This is a genomic window from Polyangium sp. y55x31, from assembly GCF_029946505.1.
Classification (GTDB): Bacteria; Myxococcota_A; Polyangia; order Polyangiales; family Polyangiaceae; genus Polyangium.
This window is the reverse complement of the sequence record NZ_JARZHG010000020.1, coordinates 42,838-60,175: the sequence shown is the minus strand read 5'-3', so window position 1 is coordinate 60,175 and position 17,338 is coordinate 42,838. Positions and strand designations below refer to the sequence as shown.

Below are 17,338 nucleotides of genomic sequence, written 5' to 3'. Positions count from 1 at the left end.
GGGCTGCGCCCGTCGAGCACGACCGCGCCGAACACCCCGAGGGCCGCGCCGCGCGTCGAGAGCGCCCCGAGGGCCGCGCCGTCGAGCGCGCGCCACGCCGAGCGCGCGCCACGCCGAGCGCGCGCCAAGCGGCGCGAGGGCTGCGCCGAGCGTCGAGCGGCGGGAGTTCGTGCCAGGTTCGATTTCGTGCCATGACACGAACTGTCGCCAGGGTTGGGCCGAACGCCACGCGCCCCGGGGGCTGCGCCGTCGGGCACGCGCCACGCCGAGCGCCGCGAGGGCTGCGCCGCGCGCCGAAGCGTCGCGCCGAGCGTCCCGAGGACTGCGCCGGGCCGCGTGATGCGCACGGGTTCTTACTTGTAATAACTCGCTCCGGTGGGGCTGTAATAACTCGCGCCGAGCGTTGCGCCGTCCCCCGTTTTCCCCGCCGTCGAGCCACCGCGCTTCCCAGAGCCGCACCGATCGCCGCGAGGGCCGCGCCGTCGAGCACGACGCGCCGAGCGCCGCGAGGGCTGCGCCGTCGAGCACGACCGCGCCGAGCGCGCAAGGGGCGATCCGACGCGCCGAGCGTCGCGCCGCGTGTGTTGTGTGATCGTGTAATCGTGTGATCGGATCACACGGACCACGGATCACACAACACACGGAAGCGCTCACTTTCGGCGCCTTGACTGCGGCCATCCCATTGACAAGCGCCCTGCGATCTGTCCGCGCGCACGACTGCGCCGAGCGTCGCCAGGGCTGCGCCGTCGAGCACGTCGGAACGCTCGGTTTAACCGAAGGATCGACGTGCGGGAACGAAATCCTAGCGTCTGCCGTTGTGAGTGCGCACCGCACGCGATCAAAGTAGCGGAATCGTTTGCCAATTGTGGGGCAGAGCGTGCAGGTAATCCACGTGGATTACCGCGCTACGTAAGATAGGAAAAATGGACCACGCCGAGCGTCGCGAGGGCTGCGCCACGTCGAGCGCGCGCCGACCATCGAGGACGCCCCGAGGGCCGCGCCGTTCCCCCCCGTTCTCCGCACCGGAGAACAGCGCGCCGTTCCGGGCCTTCTGGCGACATCTCGCGCGGTTACGCGTGGATTGAGGGCCGCGTATCTTCGGCGAAGAAACGGAGACGGGGAGGGCCGCGCCGAGCGCCGCGAGGGCCGCGCCAATCGAGCACGACCGCGCCGAGCGTCGAGAGCGCCGCGAGGGCTGCGCCGTCGAGCACGACCACGCCGAGCTTCCCAGCGCCGCGCCGATCGCCGCGAGGGCTGCGCCGTCGAGCACGACCACGCCGAGCTTCCCAGCGCCGCGCCGATCGCCGCGAGGGCTGCGCCGTCGAGCACGACGCGCCGAGCTTCCCAGGGCTGCGCCGTCGAGCACGACGCGCCAATCGCCGCGAGGGCTGCGCCGAGCGTCGAGATCGCGGCGAGGGCTGCGCCGTCGAGCACGACGCGCCGAGCTTCCCAGGGCTGCGCCGTCGAGCACGACGCGCCGATCGCCGCGAGGGCTGCGCCGAGCGTCGAGATCGCGGCGAGGGCTGCGCCGTCGAGCACGACGCGCCGAGCTTCCCAGCGCCGCGCCGATCGAGCACGACGCGCCGATCGCCGCGAGGGCTGCGCCGTCGAGCACGACCACGCCGAGCTTCCCAGCGCCGCGCCGAGCGCCCCGCGGGCTGCGCCGTTGTGTTGTCACGCATGTCTCGGGGCCGTGTGTCTCGCGAGACAAGCCCCCCGAGACAACGTGACAAGGAACATGCGCCCGCTCGCACGTCCCCCTTGACAAGCGCCGCGAGGCCTGCGCCGTCGAGCACGACCACGCCGATCGCCCCGAGGGCTGCGCCGTCAAGGGGCTTGTGATTAGTTCGGGGTTTCATGTGCCTAATTGGTGGCCTAAGTGCCCGAAATGAGACTTGTTGAAACGATCTCGGGGGATTCGTTCGGTTCAGACCAAATCTAAGCGCGGACAAACGAACGTCCGCAACCCCCGTGAAAACAAGCTCCGCCGAGCACCGAACGAATTGTTATCCTACAAAACACGGCGTTTGCGTGGCGGTCGACGGGTGGCTGCGCCGTCGAGCACGACGACTGCGCCGAGCGCCCCGAGGGCTGCGCCGAGCGGCGCGAGGGGGCGCCCGTCAAGGGGAAGCGTTCCGCGTGGATCACGAGGGGCTTGTGGGCTTGTGGCCACAAGAGGCTTGTGGCCCAAGCCTCACAGCTACAAGCCAGAAGCGCCCGCGGGGGGCTTGCGTGCGCCGAGCGGTGCGCGAGGGCGGCGCCGTCGAGCACGACCGCGCCGAGCGGGACTTACGATAAGTCGCGGCGCGCCCGCGGTGTGCTGCGGTGTGCTCCTCGGTCCACTGTGCCACGGCACACTCGCGGAACGGGACACACTGCACGGCGAGCGGGACGCTTTGCGTAAGTGGTCCACGCGAGGGGACCGCGCGCCGCCTCCCGCGGTCCCCCTCACACGCTCACGCAAGGCGCGCTCTCACGCGTGAGACTGTGCCCGCGTGAGACTGCGAGCGGTGGCGCCGCCAAGGGGACGGCTCGCATGCGAGCCGCGCCGAGCGCCGCGACATTTACACCGTCAGGGACCGCGCCGAGCGCGCCAAGGTCTACGCCGTCGAGCGTGTAGCGCCGCCCGTGTGAAAAGGTCCAACCTTTCAGTCAATGACGGGGGACCGCGGGAAGTCCGGCGCAGCGTGTGTTCACGTACAGTTGTATATTCTACTTGTAGCCGGGCGAAAGTTGTGAGACGTGTTCCGTTTGTGAGATGCGGCACTGTGGTGTGGCTCCGGTCAGCGAACCCCCGTGTCGGCATCCGCGTCTCACGGTTCACGGATAGGCAGAATAACGACGCCCAAAGCCCCGCACTCAATGTCGGCAGCGACCGGCCGCTGCTGCCGAATTCCAGAACTCCGCGGGTTAGACGGCGGCTGTATATACCACGGAGTTGTGTGGTTAGGCCGCAGGTTATGCGGCAGCAGGCTAATTGCACAGTTAGCCTGAGCCTTCTGGCCGCTCGCCGCTCCAAACGCCCGAAACGAGAGTCTTGCGCGGAGGTATCGTGCCGCGGTAGCCTCAGCACCGCGCTCGTCCCCGCGTGCCCCACTCCCGATGACCATTGGCCCAAATGAAAACGAGATTTGTTAACGAACGTGAAGCAAACGATCTTTGTTCACGCGCGGAGGACCACTTCTTCGACAGAAAGGCTTCCGCCGTAAAGCCCGCCAAGATTCAAAAGGCGGCTGTGGCGTTTGCGAATGCGGACGGTGGAGAACTCGCGATCGGCATCGCTGATGACGGAGACCAGCCTGATGTCGCTTTGCGTTGGGAAGGGCCTGACGTAGTCGAGTATTTTAACGAGCACATTCAGGCGCTCACGGCGATACAGCCAGCGCTGCCGTATGAGGCAACCATCCTTCGGTGCCAGACGCGGCGCGGCTGTGTCCTGAAAATTGATATCGAAAAGAGTCAGTCCGTCCATCACACATCGGATCAGATCGTCTATGAGAGAAAGGGCGCACAATCCCTTCCCGTCAAGGACCCTCAGAGAATCGCCGAAATCGGGTTCGCCAAGGGCGCTCATTCATTCGAAGATTACAGCGTCGAGACTGCACTGACCGAAGACGTGGTCGACTCGGCTGCGATATCGCGTTTCTTGCGAGACTTCTCATCAACCACAGATCCGCTTAGCTTCGCCGTCAATAGGTCTCTCGTGGATCGAAAGTCCTACAGACCCAAGGTCTGCGGGGTCCTTCTTTTCTCCGATGATCCTTCCAGCGTGATGCCGAGGAAGTGCGGAGTCAAAATTTGTCGCTACCAAACAAATGAGGATGACCCCGAGCGTGAACACCTCAAAGATGTCGTCTCGGTCGAAGGACCTCTGTACGATCTTATTCACCGCACGGTGGCTGGCATTTCAAGTATCATGTCACAAACCAAGATTTGGACGGCAAGCGGTGCGCTCGAGTCGGTGACCTATCCTCCGGAAACTCTGTGGGAGATTGTGACAAACGCGATTGTGCATCGCGACTACTCCATCTCGGACGATGTTCACATTCACATTTACGACAATCGCATCGAGGTCACGAGCCCCGGGCGCCTTCCTGGCTATGTGACAGTGGACAACATTCTTGATGTTAGATACGCACGAAATCCTAGAATTCTTTGGGTGCTGAGCCGCTACAAGGATCCGCCGAACAAAGATATCGGGGAGGGTCTCAACACGGCGTTTCAGAAGATGAAAGAATGGAGGCTCCAAAGTCCGGTCGTCCGTGCGGAGGGCAACTACGTGAAGGTCACTATTCCGCACGCCCCCCTCGCGACACCGGCGGAGGCAATGCTGGAGTTTCTGACGACAAATGGGACGATAACGAATCGACAAGCGCGCGATCTTACCGGCATCAAGAGCGAGAATGCCATCAGGTCGGAGCTCAACAAATTGCGTGACGCGGGCCTGATCGAGCTCGTCCCTGAATTGAAGGGCTCAAAGGCTGCATGGAGGCGTGTGCCAGGCTAACCAGGCAATGGAGCTGACCGGAGCTGCGCCCCGGCAGCTCATCGCCGAGTCGTTAGGCGGCAAGAAGGATCATGGCGGACCTCAAGCGTTTGCAAGTTCGAGCCATTGAGGAAGCGATGGCGTATCCACGTGGGCACGGATATGTCCTCGACTTTTCCGATCGAACTATGCGCGAGTTTTTCGAGGATGAATTTGGAGTCGACATCTACTCGGAAGAGAACAGGGCCAACGGAAGCTCGAAGAGAAACTGCTTGAGCACGTTCCTGCTGCGAACCGATCAGCAAACTGCGCTACGGGTGCTACGCGCGCTCTGGGATCGACGAGAGGGCCTGCTGGAATCGCTACCGAACTCGGAAGAGGCCCAGGCTGCGAGAACGAAGTCCAAAGCCTTTCAGCAGGTAATTGAGGCGCTCCAAGAAAACGAGCCTGCTCCTCTCACGACGCAAGGCGTCGAGGCCTTCACTCGCGATAGGACGTTGGAAGAACTGGTGGCAGACATCGAGCGAACTCTCGCAGCCAACAAACCAGAGGTTGCAATAGATCACCTCCATACTTACTGCATGAAGAAGTTCGCACATCTGCTCGAAGTGCGTGGCCAGACGTGCGACAAAGACGAGCCGCTGCACTCCAGGTTCGGTCGATACCGCAAGTGCTTGGAGGCGGAGCAATCCCTGCATGAGTTCACGTCGCGCGCACTGAAGTCATTCATCAGCTTGCTCGAGAGCTTCAACGATTTGAGAAATAACCATTCGCTCGCGCACGACAATGAGCTGTTGTCGCCCACGGAGGCGAGGTTCATATTCAGCAGCGTAAGCGCAATCTTGGTCATGTTGCGCGCGCTCGAATCTTCACGGTACGGGAACTAGGAAGTGCCGCCTAACAACACGCTCAACACCGACCGCCAACAGGCTGACGCCTGTTGGTTCGCACCGCGCGAGTGCGGTGCCGGCGGGTTAGCGTGAGCGTTGGGCCGCGCCACTGGCAAGCGACCAGATGGACCACACGTAGGCGATAAGCCACCGAGAACGACACACAGGACATCAAGCAATTAATTGCGCGAAGGAGTAAAATCTAATGTTGAAGATGCGTGCGTCAGTCGTCGTCATCGCTCTGCTGATGGGCTGCGGAACTTCCGGCTCCCTCCCGGTCAAGTCTATCCCTGACCAGCCCCCGGCAGGTGTGCCACAACCCGATCCGCAGCCCATTGCCGACTGCCACGGGCAGCGACGACCGTTGTCCATCTCCAGCCAGATGCCCTACTCGCTCGCCCGAGTTGGAAGTGCGGAAGGGCACTTCGTATTGGACTTTGGCACGAATACAAGCACCATCGACCCGAGCGCGTTCACGGGGAACACTCCCCAGCCTGTCTCCAACACCTCCGACCAGTTTTCGGACTTTGACTTCTACGGCGGTTGGGGCACAGTAGCGCTCAAGGTGCAAGATCACCGCAACATCAAGGGTACTGTTCGACAGGCGGGCATCATCGGCACCGATTTTCTTGCCCTCCACGCATTTACCCTGGACTATGTCGGCCAGGCGGTCTACCGCTCGGACGCGTCCTCCTTCTGCGCCGACGATGTTCTCGCCTCGGAAGGTTTTGTGCCGGTATCGACGGATGGATTCTACTCCTCCGAACTGAGCAAGGTGCGTGAAGGATTCCCTCGAATTCCGACGGTTCCCATTCGCATCGGTAAGGCAGCGGCAGTAGCGCAGTTGGACACGGGCTTCGACGATTCGCAATATCGCCATTCGGTCAATATCAATAAGGCGTACTACGATGCATTGGTAACCTCCGGGGTGGTGCTGAGTGCGATTCAGGGGAGTGCGGCCGTGCTTAGCACGTGCGTCAAGGGCGTAAGTGAGAAGACTAGTGCGTATAAACTCCCGCCGGGCACGGTTTTCGAGATCGTCGGAATTGATGGACGTGCCGCGCTTGCAGCGTCCGATGCTGTACTCCACCTCAAGGAGACTCCCGAAGCCGCCAAGTCTTGTGGGGGAGTCAGTACGTGGACCATCCCTGCAGCGCAAGTCGGCGCGTCGTTCTACGTTGATGCGCGGCGAATGGTGTTTGACCCGTACAAGTCGCGAGTCTGGTTCGGTGTGCAGCAGTCATCTCCCCACCGATGATCCATCAGATCGCGCGGCCCACCGCCAAAGCGTTGGGCGGGCGGACGTTGTACGACGTGAGGCGGGTGGGTGACGATGGACGATCTCGACGACGTTACGCGGTCGCGGCTTCTTGCGAGGCCCCCTCACAACGCTCACTGAAGACGCGCTCTCACGCGTGAGACTGCGCACGTGTGAGGCTGTTAGCGACTCCGCCGTTGAGCAACCACGCGAGCAGGGCGAGACAGCGCGGGAAGCGGGCGCCATGCGTTCCGACGCGCGGGATGGCCCTCCGACCCCTCCCGCGCGCCGAGCGTCTGCTAGGACGCCTGCTAGACGTCTCCGGGCGGAAGCGCGCCCACGTGCTCCACACCCCCCGGGAGCATCGGGCGAGCGGGGCGCCGCGGATCGTCGCACGCATGGTCGAGCGTCGCGAGATCGGGTAGGCGTCCATCCGCGAACCGGACGGCCAGCGTCGCGGCGTCGCTCCATTCGATTGCGATCCCCTCCGGACCGATCTTGATCCCGTCGAGCATCGCGCCGAGCGCCGCGCGCCGAGCAGGGACGGCCATCGTCCCCCATTGCGCCACGATCGAGCGCAACCACGAAGCTGCCCCCTTCCGGTTGTCAACCGTATCGGCCGAAGCTTCCGCGGAGAGCGCCCGCTCCTCCGCATCGATCGCGGCAAGCTCACGCTCGATCCGCGCCGCTTCCGCCCGGATCACGTCCATACCCCACTGACCCGAGGAGACCATGGAAACGAGATTGCTCCGCGCCGTTACGAGCTTGGCCCGCTGCGCCCTGAAATTCGGTGCGTGGGGGGACGGCGGAGGGGCCTTCGACAGTTGGCCGTCAAGCGCCTTGAAGTGACGCGCCGCGAGCCTTTCGATCTTCGGATCGATTTCGTCCTGCCGCTTCCAGGGCGCCCCCATGCACCGCTCGCGCGTGGCATTCTTCAACTCCGGTGCGTAACGCTTCCGGCACACGTAATATCCCGCGTGCTTATTCTTCTCGCTTGCGGGCTTGGCCGTGATCATCGAGCCGCAAATCGAGCAACGGGCGAGCCCTCGGATCAACCATTCCGAGGTGATCGTGTCCGTGCGAGGCTTGCGCCCGTAGGAGCGGCGCCCCGCAAGCGCATGCTGGGCCGCGTGCCACATTTGCAGGGAAACGATCGGTTCGTGCGCGTCGACCCATTCCGCGGGTTTTTGCGTCAACTGCCGGTTTTTGTCGGGCCGGACGGGCGTGGTCGCGATCTGGCCGGCGTACATTCGGTTTTTGAGCAATTGCAGGATCCAGACGGCCCGGAACGTCGCGAGTCCTGTATAGGTCGTCTGGCAATGGAGCGCGATGTCTCGCGCGCTCTTGCCTGCAAGGCACATGTCGAACATCTCGCGAACGATCGGCGCCTTGACCGGATCGATCTCCAATCGACGCGGCTTGTCGTGTGCGTCCGCGCCCTTGGCCCGCACGTAGCCGAACGGGGGCTGTCCCTCTACGAATTTCCCGAGGGCCCGGAGCCGCTTTCGATTGCCTTCCGTGCGCTCCCGAATGCGGGCCCGCTCCATCTGTGCGATCGACGCCCACAGGGCCATTTGCGTCTCCCCCTCGGGGGTAGAGGCGTCGAACCGTTCAGCGAGAGACAGGAAGCGCGCGCCCCGCTTGATGATGTCTCGCACGGCGGAGATCGTGAAAACGATATCGCGAGAGAACCGATCGAGCTTCGCCACGACCACGAGATCCCCCGGGCGGACGGCCTTTAGCAGCGCTGCGATCTTCTCCCGTTTCTCTTGTGACTCGACGCCGCCCGATTCCGTTTCTTCAAAGTCAATCGGATCCGGGAGGCGGGCGTACTGACAGTAACGCCGGATCTCCTCGTCCTGCGCGTCGAGCGACGTGCCCGATCGCATTTGCTCCATGGTCGAGACGCGCCGATAGGCGAGGACTCGCGACGTTCCCGCGTGAGGACCGTTGACCGTGAGGACACGCCGAACCGAGGAAGGATCCGCGATCGTGGGCCCAGCGTTCACGACCGCGGGCGCATCGAGCGCCGCTTCGAGGATGGAGACCTCGCGCGGGGGGCTGACGTGCGCGCGATCCTGCGCCGTTCCGCGCGCCTTGCTACCCTTGCCGCCCTTGCTGCTCTTGCCGCCCATGCTCGGGATGATGCCGGTCCTGGCTTCCATGGTCGAGACCTCTCGATCGGACTGCGCTATTACTGAACGCATGATCAGCCAATTTGGCCGGGCAGCGAGTCGCTCTCAGTGTGTCGCAAATGTTCGTAATTATTAGGTTTGCTGCCTAGGTAGTAGGTAGCAAATAGATTCCGGATCGGAGGCGGAGGCGGAAGCGGATGCGGCTGCGGGAGCGGAAGCGGATGCGGATGCGGATGCGGCCGCGGATGCGCGTGGCGGGGGCGGCGCTGGGGGAGGCGCGCCGCAGCCGGCCATGGCCACGATCCACCCGACGAGCAACCCGATGCTTCGACCCACCGCGCTATTGTCGCGTTTTACCGCGGAAAAGGAAAGGTTTGCCTTTGCCCGCGGCCGGTCCCTTGTCGGACGGGCTCGCCGCTGTTACGAGGGAGCCGTGCCCGAAGGCGACACCCTCCACCGCATTGCCAGCGCGCTCGGCCCGCGGCTCGTGGGACAGCCCGTGCGCTCGCTCCTGCTTCGGCACCAGTCCATCGACCGCTTGACGGGCCACCTCGTCACCAAGGTCGAGGCGCGGGGCAAGAACCTGCTCGTTTTTTTCGACGAGGGCACCGTCCTCCACACCCACCTCCGCATGGGCGGCGCCTGGCACCTTTATGGCGAGGACGAGCGCTGGCGCCGGTCTTCGGCGGTCGCCACCGTCGTGCTCGCCGTTCCCGGCCTCGTGGCCGTCTGCTTCCGCGCGCCCGTCGCGCGCCTCGTCCGCGCCAGCTTGCTCGCTGGTGATCCCGCGATCGGCAAGCTCGGCCCGGACCTCATCGCCCCCGCGTTCGACGAGGCCGCCGCGCTCGACCGGCTCCGGCGCATGGCCAAGAAGGAGATCGGCGACGCGCTCATGGATCAGCAGATCGTCGCCGGGATCGGGAACGTCTACAAAAGCGAAATCCTCTTTCACGAGCGGCTCGACCCGTTCGCCCTCGTGGAAACGCATTCCGACGACGAGCTCGCGCGCCTGCTCGCGTTCGCCCGACGCATCATGGTCGCCAATGCGACCGCCAAACCCTACGCCAGTGGGCCCGGCGCGCATTACGGCCACGCGCGAACGACCCGCGAGGGCGCGCGCCCCGGCGAGGGGCCTCTCGCCGTCTATCGCCGCGCGGGCGAGCCCTGCTACGATTGCGGCGCCGTCCTCGAAATGCGCCGCCAGGGCGAGGCGCGGCGCTCGACCTATTATTGTCCACGATGTCAGGCTCCTCGACTCTCCGCGCCCCGGGAGGCACGCGCGTGACGCGGCCCCGCGGGAAAACCTCGAAAGGCGGCGCGCTCGCCCATTTCCACGAGGCGACGCGCGCCTGGTTCCAGGGCGCGTTCCCCGGGCCCACCGAGGCCCAGGAAAAAGGCTGGCCGCCGATCCAGGCCGGCAAGTCGACCCTCCTCCTCGCGCCCACGGGCTCGGGCAAGACGCTCGCCGCGTTCCTCGTCGCCCTCGATCGATTGGTTTTTTCGGACGAACCTCCGAAAGAGGCCCGCTGCCGCGTCCTTTACGTCTCGCCGCTGAAGGCCCTCGCCGCCGACGTCGAGCGAAACCTCCGCGCCCCGCTCGCCGGCCTCACGAAGACCGCCGAGCGCCTCGAAATCCCGTTCCGCGTCCCCACCGTCGCGATCCGCTCCGGCGACACCTCGCCCGAGGAGCGCGCGCGCCTCGGAAAACGGCCGCCCGACATCCTCATCACCACCCCCGAATCGCTCTTCCTCCTGCTCACCTCGAACGCGCGGGAGATCTTGCGGTCGGTCGACACCGTCATCATCGACGAGATCCATTCCCTCGCCGCGACGAAGCGCGGCGTGCACCTCTTTTCGTCCCTGGAGCGGCTCGAAGCCCTGCGCGGCGAGGGGCCGCGGACCACGCGCATCGGCCTCAGCGCCACGCAACGCCCGCTCGATGAAATCGCGCGCCTGCTCGGCGGCGGCGAGATCGACGATCAGGGAAAGTTCGTCCCGCGCCCGGTCACCATCGTCGACGCGAGCGCGCCGAAATCGCTGGAGCTCTCCATCGAAGTCCCCGTCGACGACATGACCCGCATGGGCGAACCCGGCGAGGACGCGGGCAAGGGGCCGAATGCAGATCCGGCGGCGCGATCGATCTGGCCGAGCATTCACCCGCGCCTCGTCGAGCTCGTCCGGGCGCATCGATCCACCATGATCTTCGCCAACAGCCGCAGGCTCTCCGAGCGGCTCGCGGCGGCGATCAACGAGGCCGCGGGCGCCGAGATCGCCGCCGCGCACCATGGATCGGTCGCGCGGGACGAACGCACGCGCATCGAGGAGGCCCTCAAAGAGGGACGGCTCCCGTGCATCGTCGCGACCTCTTCGCTCGAGCTCGGCCTCGACCTCGGCGCTGTCGACCTCGTCGTCCAGATCGAATCCCCGCCGAGCGTCTCGGCCGGCCTCCAGCGCATCGGCCGCGCCGGCCACGCCGTCGGGGCCACCTCGCGCGGCGTCGTTTTCCCGAAACACCGCGGCGATCTGCTCGCGTGCGCGGCCGCCACGAGCCGCATGATCGACGCCAAGGTCGAGGCCACGTTTTACCCGCGAAACCCCCTCGACGTCCTCGCCCAGCAGATCATCGCGATCACCGCGATGGATTCCATCCACGAAGACGCCCTCTTCTCGCTCGTTCGTCGCGCCGCGCCCTTCGCGGATCTCCCGCGCGCGAGCTTCGAGGGCCTGCTCGACATGCTCTCCGGCCGCTACCCCTCGGACGAGTTCGCCGAATTGCGCCCTCGTATCGTCTGGGACCGCACGACCGGCGCGATCCGCGCCCGCGAAGGCGCCAAACGGCTCGCGGTCGTCAATGCCGGCACCATTCCCGATCGTGGCCTTTACGGCGTCTTCCTCGCCACGGAAGAATCCGCGGGCAAACCCGGGCGTCGTGTCGGCGAGCTCGACGAGGAGATGGTCTTCGAGGCGCGCGAAGGCGAGGTCTTCGTCCTCGGCGCGTCTTCCTGGCGCATCACCGAGATCACGCACGACCGCGTCCTCGTCGTCCCCGCGCCCGGCGAGCCCGGCAAAATGCCCTTCTGGCGCGGCGATCGCGTGGGCCGCAACGTCGAGCTCGGCACCGAGATCGGCCGCGTCGCCCGCGAGATCGAAAAGGCCGACGATGTCGCGGCCGAGCGCCTCCTCCGCGAAAAACACCACCTCGACACGCGAGCCGCGAAAAACCTCATCCGCTACGTTCGCGAGCAGGCCGCGGCGACGGGCGTGGTCCCGAGCGACACCACGATCGTGCTCGAACGCTTCGTCGACGAGGTCGGCGACACCCGCGTCTGCATTCTCTCGCCGTTCGGCGGGCGCGTGCACGCTCCGCTCGCGAGCGCCATCGAGGAGCGATGTCGCGCCGAGCTCGCCCTCGAAATCGAGGCCGTCTGGGCCGACGACGGCGTGGTCCTGCGTTTCCCCGAATCCGAGGGCCCGCCCGACGCGCGCCTCTTGCTCCCCGACGCCGACGAGGTCGAGGATCTCGTCGTCCAGAGCCTCGGCGCCTCCGCCCTCTTCGCCGCCCGCTTCCGCGAATGCGCCGGCCGCGCCCTGCTCTTGCCGCGCAAGCGCCCGGGCAAACGCTCGCCGCTCTGGGCCCAGCGAAAACGCGCCTCGGACCTGCTCGCCGTGGCCGCGCGGTACGGCTCGTTTCCCATTCTCCTCGAAACGTACCGCGAGGTTTTGCGGGACGTCTTCGACCTGCCCGCGCTCGTCGACCTGCTGAAAAAGGTCGAATCTCGCAAGGTCCGCGTGCACGAGGTCGACACCCGCGCGGCCTCGCCCTTCGCCGCGTCGCTGCTCTTCGGGTACGTCGGCAACTTCATGTACGAAGGCGATTTGCCGCTCGCCGAGCGCAAGGCGCAGATGCTCGCGATCGACCACGCGCGCCTGCGGGAGCTGCTCGGCGAGGCCGAGATGCGCGAGCTGCTCGATCCGGCCTCGATCGAGCTCCTCGCGCGCTCGCTCCAGCGCCTCGACGGAAAACGCCCGCTCAAGCACGCCGATCAGGTCCACGATCTCCTGCTCTCGCTCGGGGATCTCTCGCGGGACGAGATCTTTGCGCGCGCGGGAACCGAGGAGGACGGCGGCGGCCCGACCCGTGTATCCGGTTTTCTGGACGAGCTCACGCGCACGCGGCGGATCTTCGAGGTCACCATCGCGGGCGAGCGGCGCTTCGTCGCTTCCGAGGACGCGGGGCGCTTCCGGGATGCGCTCGGCGTCGTGCCTCCGGCGGGTTTGCCCGCGGCCTTCCTCGAACCTGCGGCCGATCCGCTCGTCGACATCGTCTCTCGTTTTGCCCGGACACACGGCCCCTTCCGCGCCGAGGACGTGGCGCGACGTTACAACCTCGGCGTCGGCCCCGTGCGGGCCGCGCTCGCGACCCTCGTCGAGCGCCGGCGCGTCACGGAGGGCGAGCTCTTGCCCGGCGGCTCGGGCCGCGAATATTGCGACACCGAGGTCCTCCGATCGCTCAAGCAACGCTCGCTCGCGCGCCTCCGCGCCGAGGTCGAGCCCGTCCCGCCCGAGGCGTACGCGCGTTTCCTCGTCGAATGGCACGGCCTCACGCGCCCGCGCCGCGGCCAGGAGGCTTTGCTTTACGCCGTCGAGCTCTTGCAAGGCGCGCCGCTCGTCGCCTCCGCGCTCGAAGCCGAGATCCTCCCGGCGCGCGTGCAAGGTTATCGCCCCGGGGATCTCGACGCGCTTTGCGCCGCCGGTGAGGTCATCTGGCGCGGCGTCGAGCCCGTCGGCGACTCCTCGGGCCGCATTGCCCTGTATCTCTCGCAGGCCTATCCCTATCTCGCGCCGCCGCCCGGCAAGGCCGAGGGCGCGATCGCCGCGCGCGTCCGCGAGACCCTGGCGCGGAGAGGCGCCGTGTTTTTCAGTGATCTTCTGCGAGAAACGGGCGGCTTCGGGCACGACGTGCTCGCGGCCTTGTGGGAGCTCGTCTGGGCCGGCGAGGTCACGAACGACACGCTCGCGCCTTTGCGTTCGCTCGGTCGCGAGGAAAAACGCGGCGGACGGCGGCATTCGAGCCGCGGCGGTCTCTTCGGCGCACGCCGCGCGGGCCCGCCCGGGAGCGAAGGCCGCTGGTCGCTCTTGCCGTCCGCCTCCGAAAAGGGACCCAGCGAAACCGAGCGCCGCGCCGCACTCGCGCGGATTCTCCTCGATCGCCACGGCGTGCTCACGCGCGAGGCCGCGCATGCCGAGGGCCTCGTGGGCGGTTTTTCCGCCGTATACGATGTCCTCCGCGCGATGGAGGAAGCAGGCCGGGTTCGTCGGGGCTATTTCGTCGCGGGCCTCGGCGCCGCGCAATTCGCGCTCCCGGGCGCCGACGATCGGCTCCGCTCCTTCCGCGAACCCTCGGCCGAGGGCCGCACGCTCGTCCTCTCGGCCGCGGATCCGGCCAATCCCTTCGGTGCGTCCGTGCGCTGGCCGGGCGACGATGCCGAGCCGGAGAGCGGCCATCGTGGCGCCTCGCGGCCGAAACGCGCGGCCGGCGCGCGTGTGATTCTCCACGATGGCAAATTGCTCGCCTGGATGGGCAAAAGCGAACGTGGGCTCCTCACATTCCTGCCGCGCGACGAGCCCGAGCGCTCCACGGAAAGCCGCGCGCTCGCCCGCGCGCTCGCGGACCTCGTCGACGAAGGCCGCGCGCGGATCGTCCTCCTTGCGACCGTCGACGGCGAACCCACGGCCCGCTCGCCGCTCGCGGACGTCTTGAAAGAAGCGGGGTTCGTGGCGACGAGCCAGGGGTTCCTCAAGCGTCAAACCGCGGCCGCGGCGCCCCCCTCGCGCCCCTTCGGCGCGCCGGGCGGTTGGGGAAGGCCTTGGTCGAACAAACCAGCAGCGGCCACATCCACGCCGGAAGGCAGCGAACATGCGCCGCCTCCCGACAGCGAGGACAGTGACCTCCTCGACCTCGACGACGACTTCGACGGGTGATGGCAACCACGGGCAGGGAAGCCACGCACGTCGGCGTTGATTCCGTCTGCACCGTTGCGATACTCCCCGGGTTTCCATGCACACGAGCACTCCCGGGACCTCCGCAACATGAATGACGCTGATCGCATCGACTGGACGCCGCTTGGCACGCACGCGTATCGCGTCGAGTCGACCGACGTTTTCCATTTCAAGTTCCGGGGCGACCTGGATGGAGCCGCGATCGAGGCGATTCACGCCCTGCAAAAAGAGCTCGCCCTCGCGCTCGGCCGCCCGATCTTCCTCCTCGTGGACATCTCGGGGTTCGGCGAGTTCTCCGGGGAGGCGCGCAGGTTCTCCACGGAGCTCGATCCCACGGGGATCATCGCCGCGACGGGCATCTACGGCGGCAACTTCCGGCAGCGCATGGTCATGAACTTGCTCACGCGGGCCGGCTCCCTGCTCCGGCCTTGGCTGCCCCCCTTGCAGTTCTTCGCCCACGAGCCCGAGGCGCGTGCATTCCTCGACGAAAGCCGCACCCGAGCGTGAACGCTCCGGGCCCTTCTCCTCGTCGTTGCGTTCGAAGCACCTGCTCGACCTCGAAAGATCCGCCGATCGAATCAAAAACCCCGCCCTGTCGTGCGTCCGCGGAGAGCGCTACGTCTCGCTTGCAGGCGGTCCGATGACCGTCGGTTCAAGGAGAGCGCGTGATGAACAAGGACGAGCACGAGCACGGAAAACATGCGGTGACCTTCGGGCGCGAGCGTGCATTGAAATACGACAGCCAGGTTCGCCTCTCGATCGAGGGCTACGATGCCATGCACCAGGTCGCCGCGGAGGTGCTCGTCGCGGCGCTCTCGGGCCAGGAGGCCGCGTCGCATTTGATGGTCGGCATCGGGACCGGGAGCGAGGTGAAGCCGTTCGCGCGTTTCGCAGGGGCCGGATGGCATTTCACGGGCGTCGATCCCTCGGCGGAGATGATCGCCATTGCCAGGGAGAAGCTCGCGGCGGCGGGCCTGCTCGAGCGGACGAGCTTGCATGCCTGCGAGCTCCGTGATCTGCCGCGCGGGCCTTCGTTCGACGGCGCGCAGATGATCGGCGTCCTGCACCATCTTCCGGACGATGACGCGCGTATCGAGCTTTTGCGGGAGATCGCCGGGAGGCTCGTGCCGGGGGCGCACTTCGTGATCGGTTGTCGGGTTGGAAACGAGCCGCTGCTCAGGACCGTCGAGGAGCGGCGGCTCATCGCGAATGGCTGGCCGGCCGAGATGTCGGAGCAACGAAGGAAGGCGATGGCAACGATGCGGATCCCGGCCTCGGATGCCGAGGTCTTCGCGCTCCTCGCCCAGGCAGGCTTCGTCGCGCCTCGTTTCATCTTCGGCGAGCTGCAGTTCAGAGTCTGGGTGACGCGCTACGAGCCATCCACGATCGGCGCGTGACGTCGAGGTCATGGCGGGGCAGGCGCCGGGGCGCACCGGCGCACGCCAGCCCATTCCAGATCCTCTCGCCCTTCCGTCCGGAACGAGGACCTGGAAAAACCCAATGTGATCCGGCTCGAAATTTTTCACGCGGGTGCGGCCCTGCCGTTAGGAAGGCGACGCGCCGGCCCCTGTTTCGCCGCCCGGAGCATGCTTTGGGGCTTCAAAGCACTGGATTCCGTCGTCGACCTGAGAGAGGCTGTCCTCCAGACACACCTACGGTCGGGCCTGGTGGCTCCGGCCATTCCGCCTCTCACGAGGCATGGAGACCGTGCTCATGAACCGATGCCTACTGGTGGTCCCGTTCCTTCTTGCCTCGCTCGTCGGTGGCTGCGGTCACTCCGAGGACGAGTGGAGAGCGCAGCTCGCCAAGTACAACGAGCTCCAGGACTCCAGCGAAGCAAAGAAGGCCGAGCTGGAGAAGCAGCTCGCCGAAGCCAAGCAGCGCGTCGCCGACCTCGAGAAGCAGCTTCAGGACGCCGGTGCGGACGTGAAGAAGATGAGCTCGACGCTCGAGGACCAGGAGAAGGCCCTCGCCGAGTACAAAGCCCGCGCCAAGCAGCTCGAGGCCATCAAGGCACGCTTCGACCTCCTGCGCAAGAAGCTCGACGAGCTGACCAAGCTCGGCCTCGCGGTCAGCATCCGCAGAAACCGCATGGTCATCTCGCTCCCGGGCGACGTGCTCTTCGATACGGGGAAGGTCGAGCTGAAGAAGGAAGGCGAGGACATCCTCAAGAAGGTCGCCCAGGTCATCAAGGCCGACAAATCCCTGGTCGATCGTGATTACCAGGTCGCCGGACACACCGATAACCAGCCCCTCAATGGCGGCCCGTACCAGGACAACTGGGGCCTGTCCTTGATGCGCGCCCGCTCGGTGCTCCTGTTCCTCGTGGGCAAGGGCGGGGCGCTGCCGCGCGCGCACTGGAGCGCCGCAGGTTTCGCGGACACCGATCCGGTGGCCAACAACGGCAACAAGGACGGGCAGCAGAAGAATCGGCGCTGCGATCTCATCGTCGTGCCCGACGTCGACGAGATGATCGATCTGACGAAGCTCACCAAGGAGTGAGAGCGTCCGGGGCCGCTCCGCGGCTCCGCGGGGGAGCTGGAAGCTCGGGTCGAGCGGGTGGCAGGCC

Annotated in this window: 9 protein-coding genes; 8 read left to right on the top strand and 1 reads right to left on the bottom strand. The window is 66.2% G+C overall.

The genetic code is table 11. The features are described from left to right. Positions 1-3,118: 3,118 nt before the first annotated feature. The 3 genes from QHF84_RS29640 to QHF84_RS29630 all read left to right on the top strand — a co-directional run bounded on the left by QHF84_RS29640 (position 3,119) and on the right by QHF84_RS29630 (position 6,634). Positions 3,119-4,507 (top strand): ATP-binding protein, encoded by a 1,389-nt coding sequence (locus QHF84_RS29640; RefSeq protein WP_281316814.1) that lies wholly within the window; start codon positions 3,119-3,121, stop codon positions 4,505-4,507. 71 nt (positions 4,508-4,578) lie between these two features. Continuing rightward, positions 4,579-5,373 carry an abortive infection family protein gene (locus tag QHF84_RS29635; RefSeq protein WP_281316813.1) on the top strand — a complete coding sequence of 265 codons (795 nt, stop codon included), beginning with the start codon at positions 4,579-4,581 and terminating at the stop codon, positions 5,371-5,373. Between the two features lie 208 nt (positions 5,374-5,581). Then, on the top strand, positions 5,582-6,634 hold the full coding sequence (locus QHF84_RS29630; protein ID WP_281316812.1) for a hypothetical protein: 1,053 nt from the start codon (positions 5,582-5,584) through the stop codon (positions 6,632-6,634). A 311-nt stretch (positions 6,635-6,945) separates the two neighbouring features. Here QHF84_RS29630 and QHF84_RS29625 read toward each other — a convergent pair whose 3' ends face one another. Further along, positions 6,946-8,799, bottom strand: a complete 1,854-nt coding sequence (locus QHF84_RS29625) for a recombinase family protein (RefSeq protein ID WP_281316811.1) — start codon at positions 8,797-8,799, stop codon at positions 6,946-6,948. 403 nt (positions 8,800-9,202) lie between these two features. Between QHF84_RS29625 and QHF84_RS29620 the strand changes: the two genes are divergently transcribed. From QHF84_RS29620 to QHF84_RS29600, 5 genes are all read left to right on the top strand, one after another. After that, positions 9,203-10,054: a DNA-formamidopyrimidine glycosylase family protein gene (locus QHF84_RS29620; RefSeq protein ID WP_281316810.1), complete on the top strand. Its 852-nt coding sequence runs from the start codon at positions 9,203-9,205 to the stop codon at positions 10,052-10,054. Further along, positions 10,051-14,751 carry a DEAD/DEAH box helicase gene (locus QHF84_RS29615; RefSeq protein ID WP_281316809.1) on the top strand — a complete coding sequence of 1,567 codons (4,701 nt, stop codon included), beginning with the start codon at positions 10,051-10,053 and terminating at the stop codon, positions 14,749-14,751. The genes QHF84_RS29620 and QHF84_RS29615 overlap by 4 nt, the downstream gene beginning before the upstream one ends. Positions 14,752-14,859: 108 nt before the next feature. After that, positions 14,860-15,276: a hypothetical protein gene (locus tag QHF84_RS29610; protein ID WP_281316808.1), complete on the top strand. Its 417-nt coding sequence runs from the start codon at positions 14,860-14,862 to the stop codon at positions 15,274-15,276. Positions 15,277-15,437: 161 nt separating this feature from the next. Then, positions 15,438-16,166: a class I SAM-dependent methyltransferase gene (locus QHF84_RS29605; RefSeq protein WP_281316807.1), complete on the top strand. Its 729-nt coding sequence runs from the start codon at positions 15,438-15,440 to the stop codon at positions 16,164-16,166. A gap of 316 nt (positions 16,167-16,482) precedes the next feature. Further along, positions 16,483-17,271, top strand: a complete 789-nt coding sequence (locus QHF84_RS29600; RefSeq protein ID WP_281316806.1) for an OmpA family protein — start codon at positions 16,483-16,485, stop codon at positions 17,269-17,271. Positions 17,272-17,338: the final 67 nt, after the last annotated feature.

What these genes read in the sequence shown, in the direction of transcription:
- QHF84_RS29640 (WP_281316814.1), top strand. Translation starts at nt 3,119, where the DNA reads ATGAAAACGAGATTTGTTAACGAACGTGAAGCAAACGATCTTTGTTCA.
- QHF84_RS29635 (WP_281316813.1), top strand. Translation starts at nt 4,579, where the DNA reads ATGGCGGACCTCAAGCGTTTGCAAGTTCGAGCCATTGAGGAAGCGATG.
- QHF84_RS29630 (WP_281316812.1), top strand. Translation starts at nt 5,582, where the DNA reads ATGTTGAAGATGCGTGCGTCAGTCGTCGTCATCGCTCTGCTGATGGGC.
- QHF84_RS29625 (WP_281316811.1), bottom strand. Translation starts at nt 8,799, where the DNA reads ATGGAAGCCAGGACCGGCATCATCCCGAGCATGGGCGGCAAGAGCAGC.
- QHF84_RS29610 (WP_281316808.1), top strand. Translation starts at nt 14,860, where the DNA reads ATGAATGACGCTGATCGCATCGACTGGACGCCGCTTGGCACGCACGCG.
- QHF84_RS29605 (WP_281316807.1), top strand. Translation starts at nt 15,438, where the DNA reads ATGAACAAGGACGAGCACGAGCACGGAAAACATGCGGTGACCTTCGGG.
- QHF84_RS29600 (WP_281316806.1), top strand. Translation starts at nt 16,483, where the DNA reads ATGAACCGATGCCTACTGGTGGTCCCGTTCCTTCTTGCCTCGCTCGTC.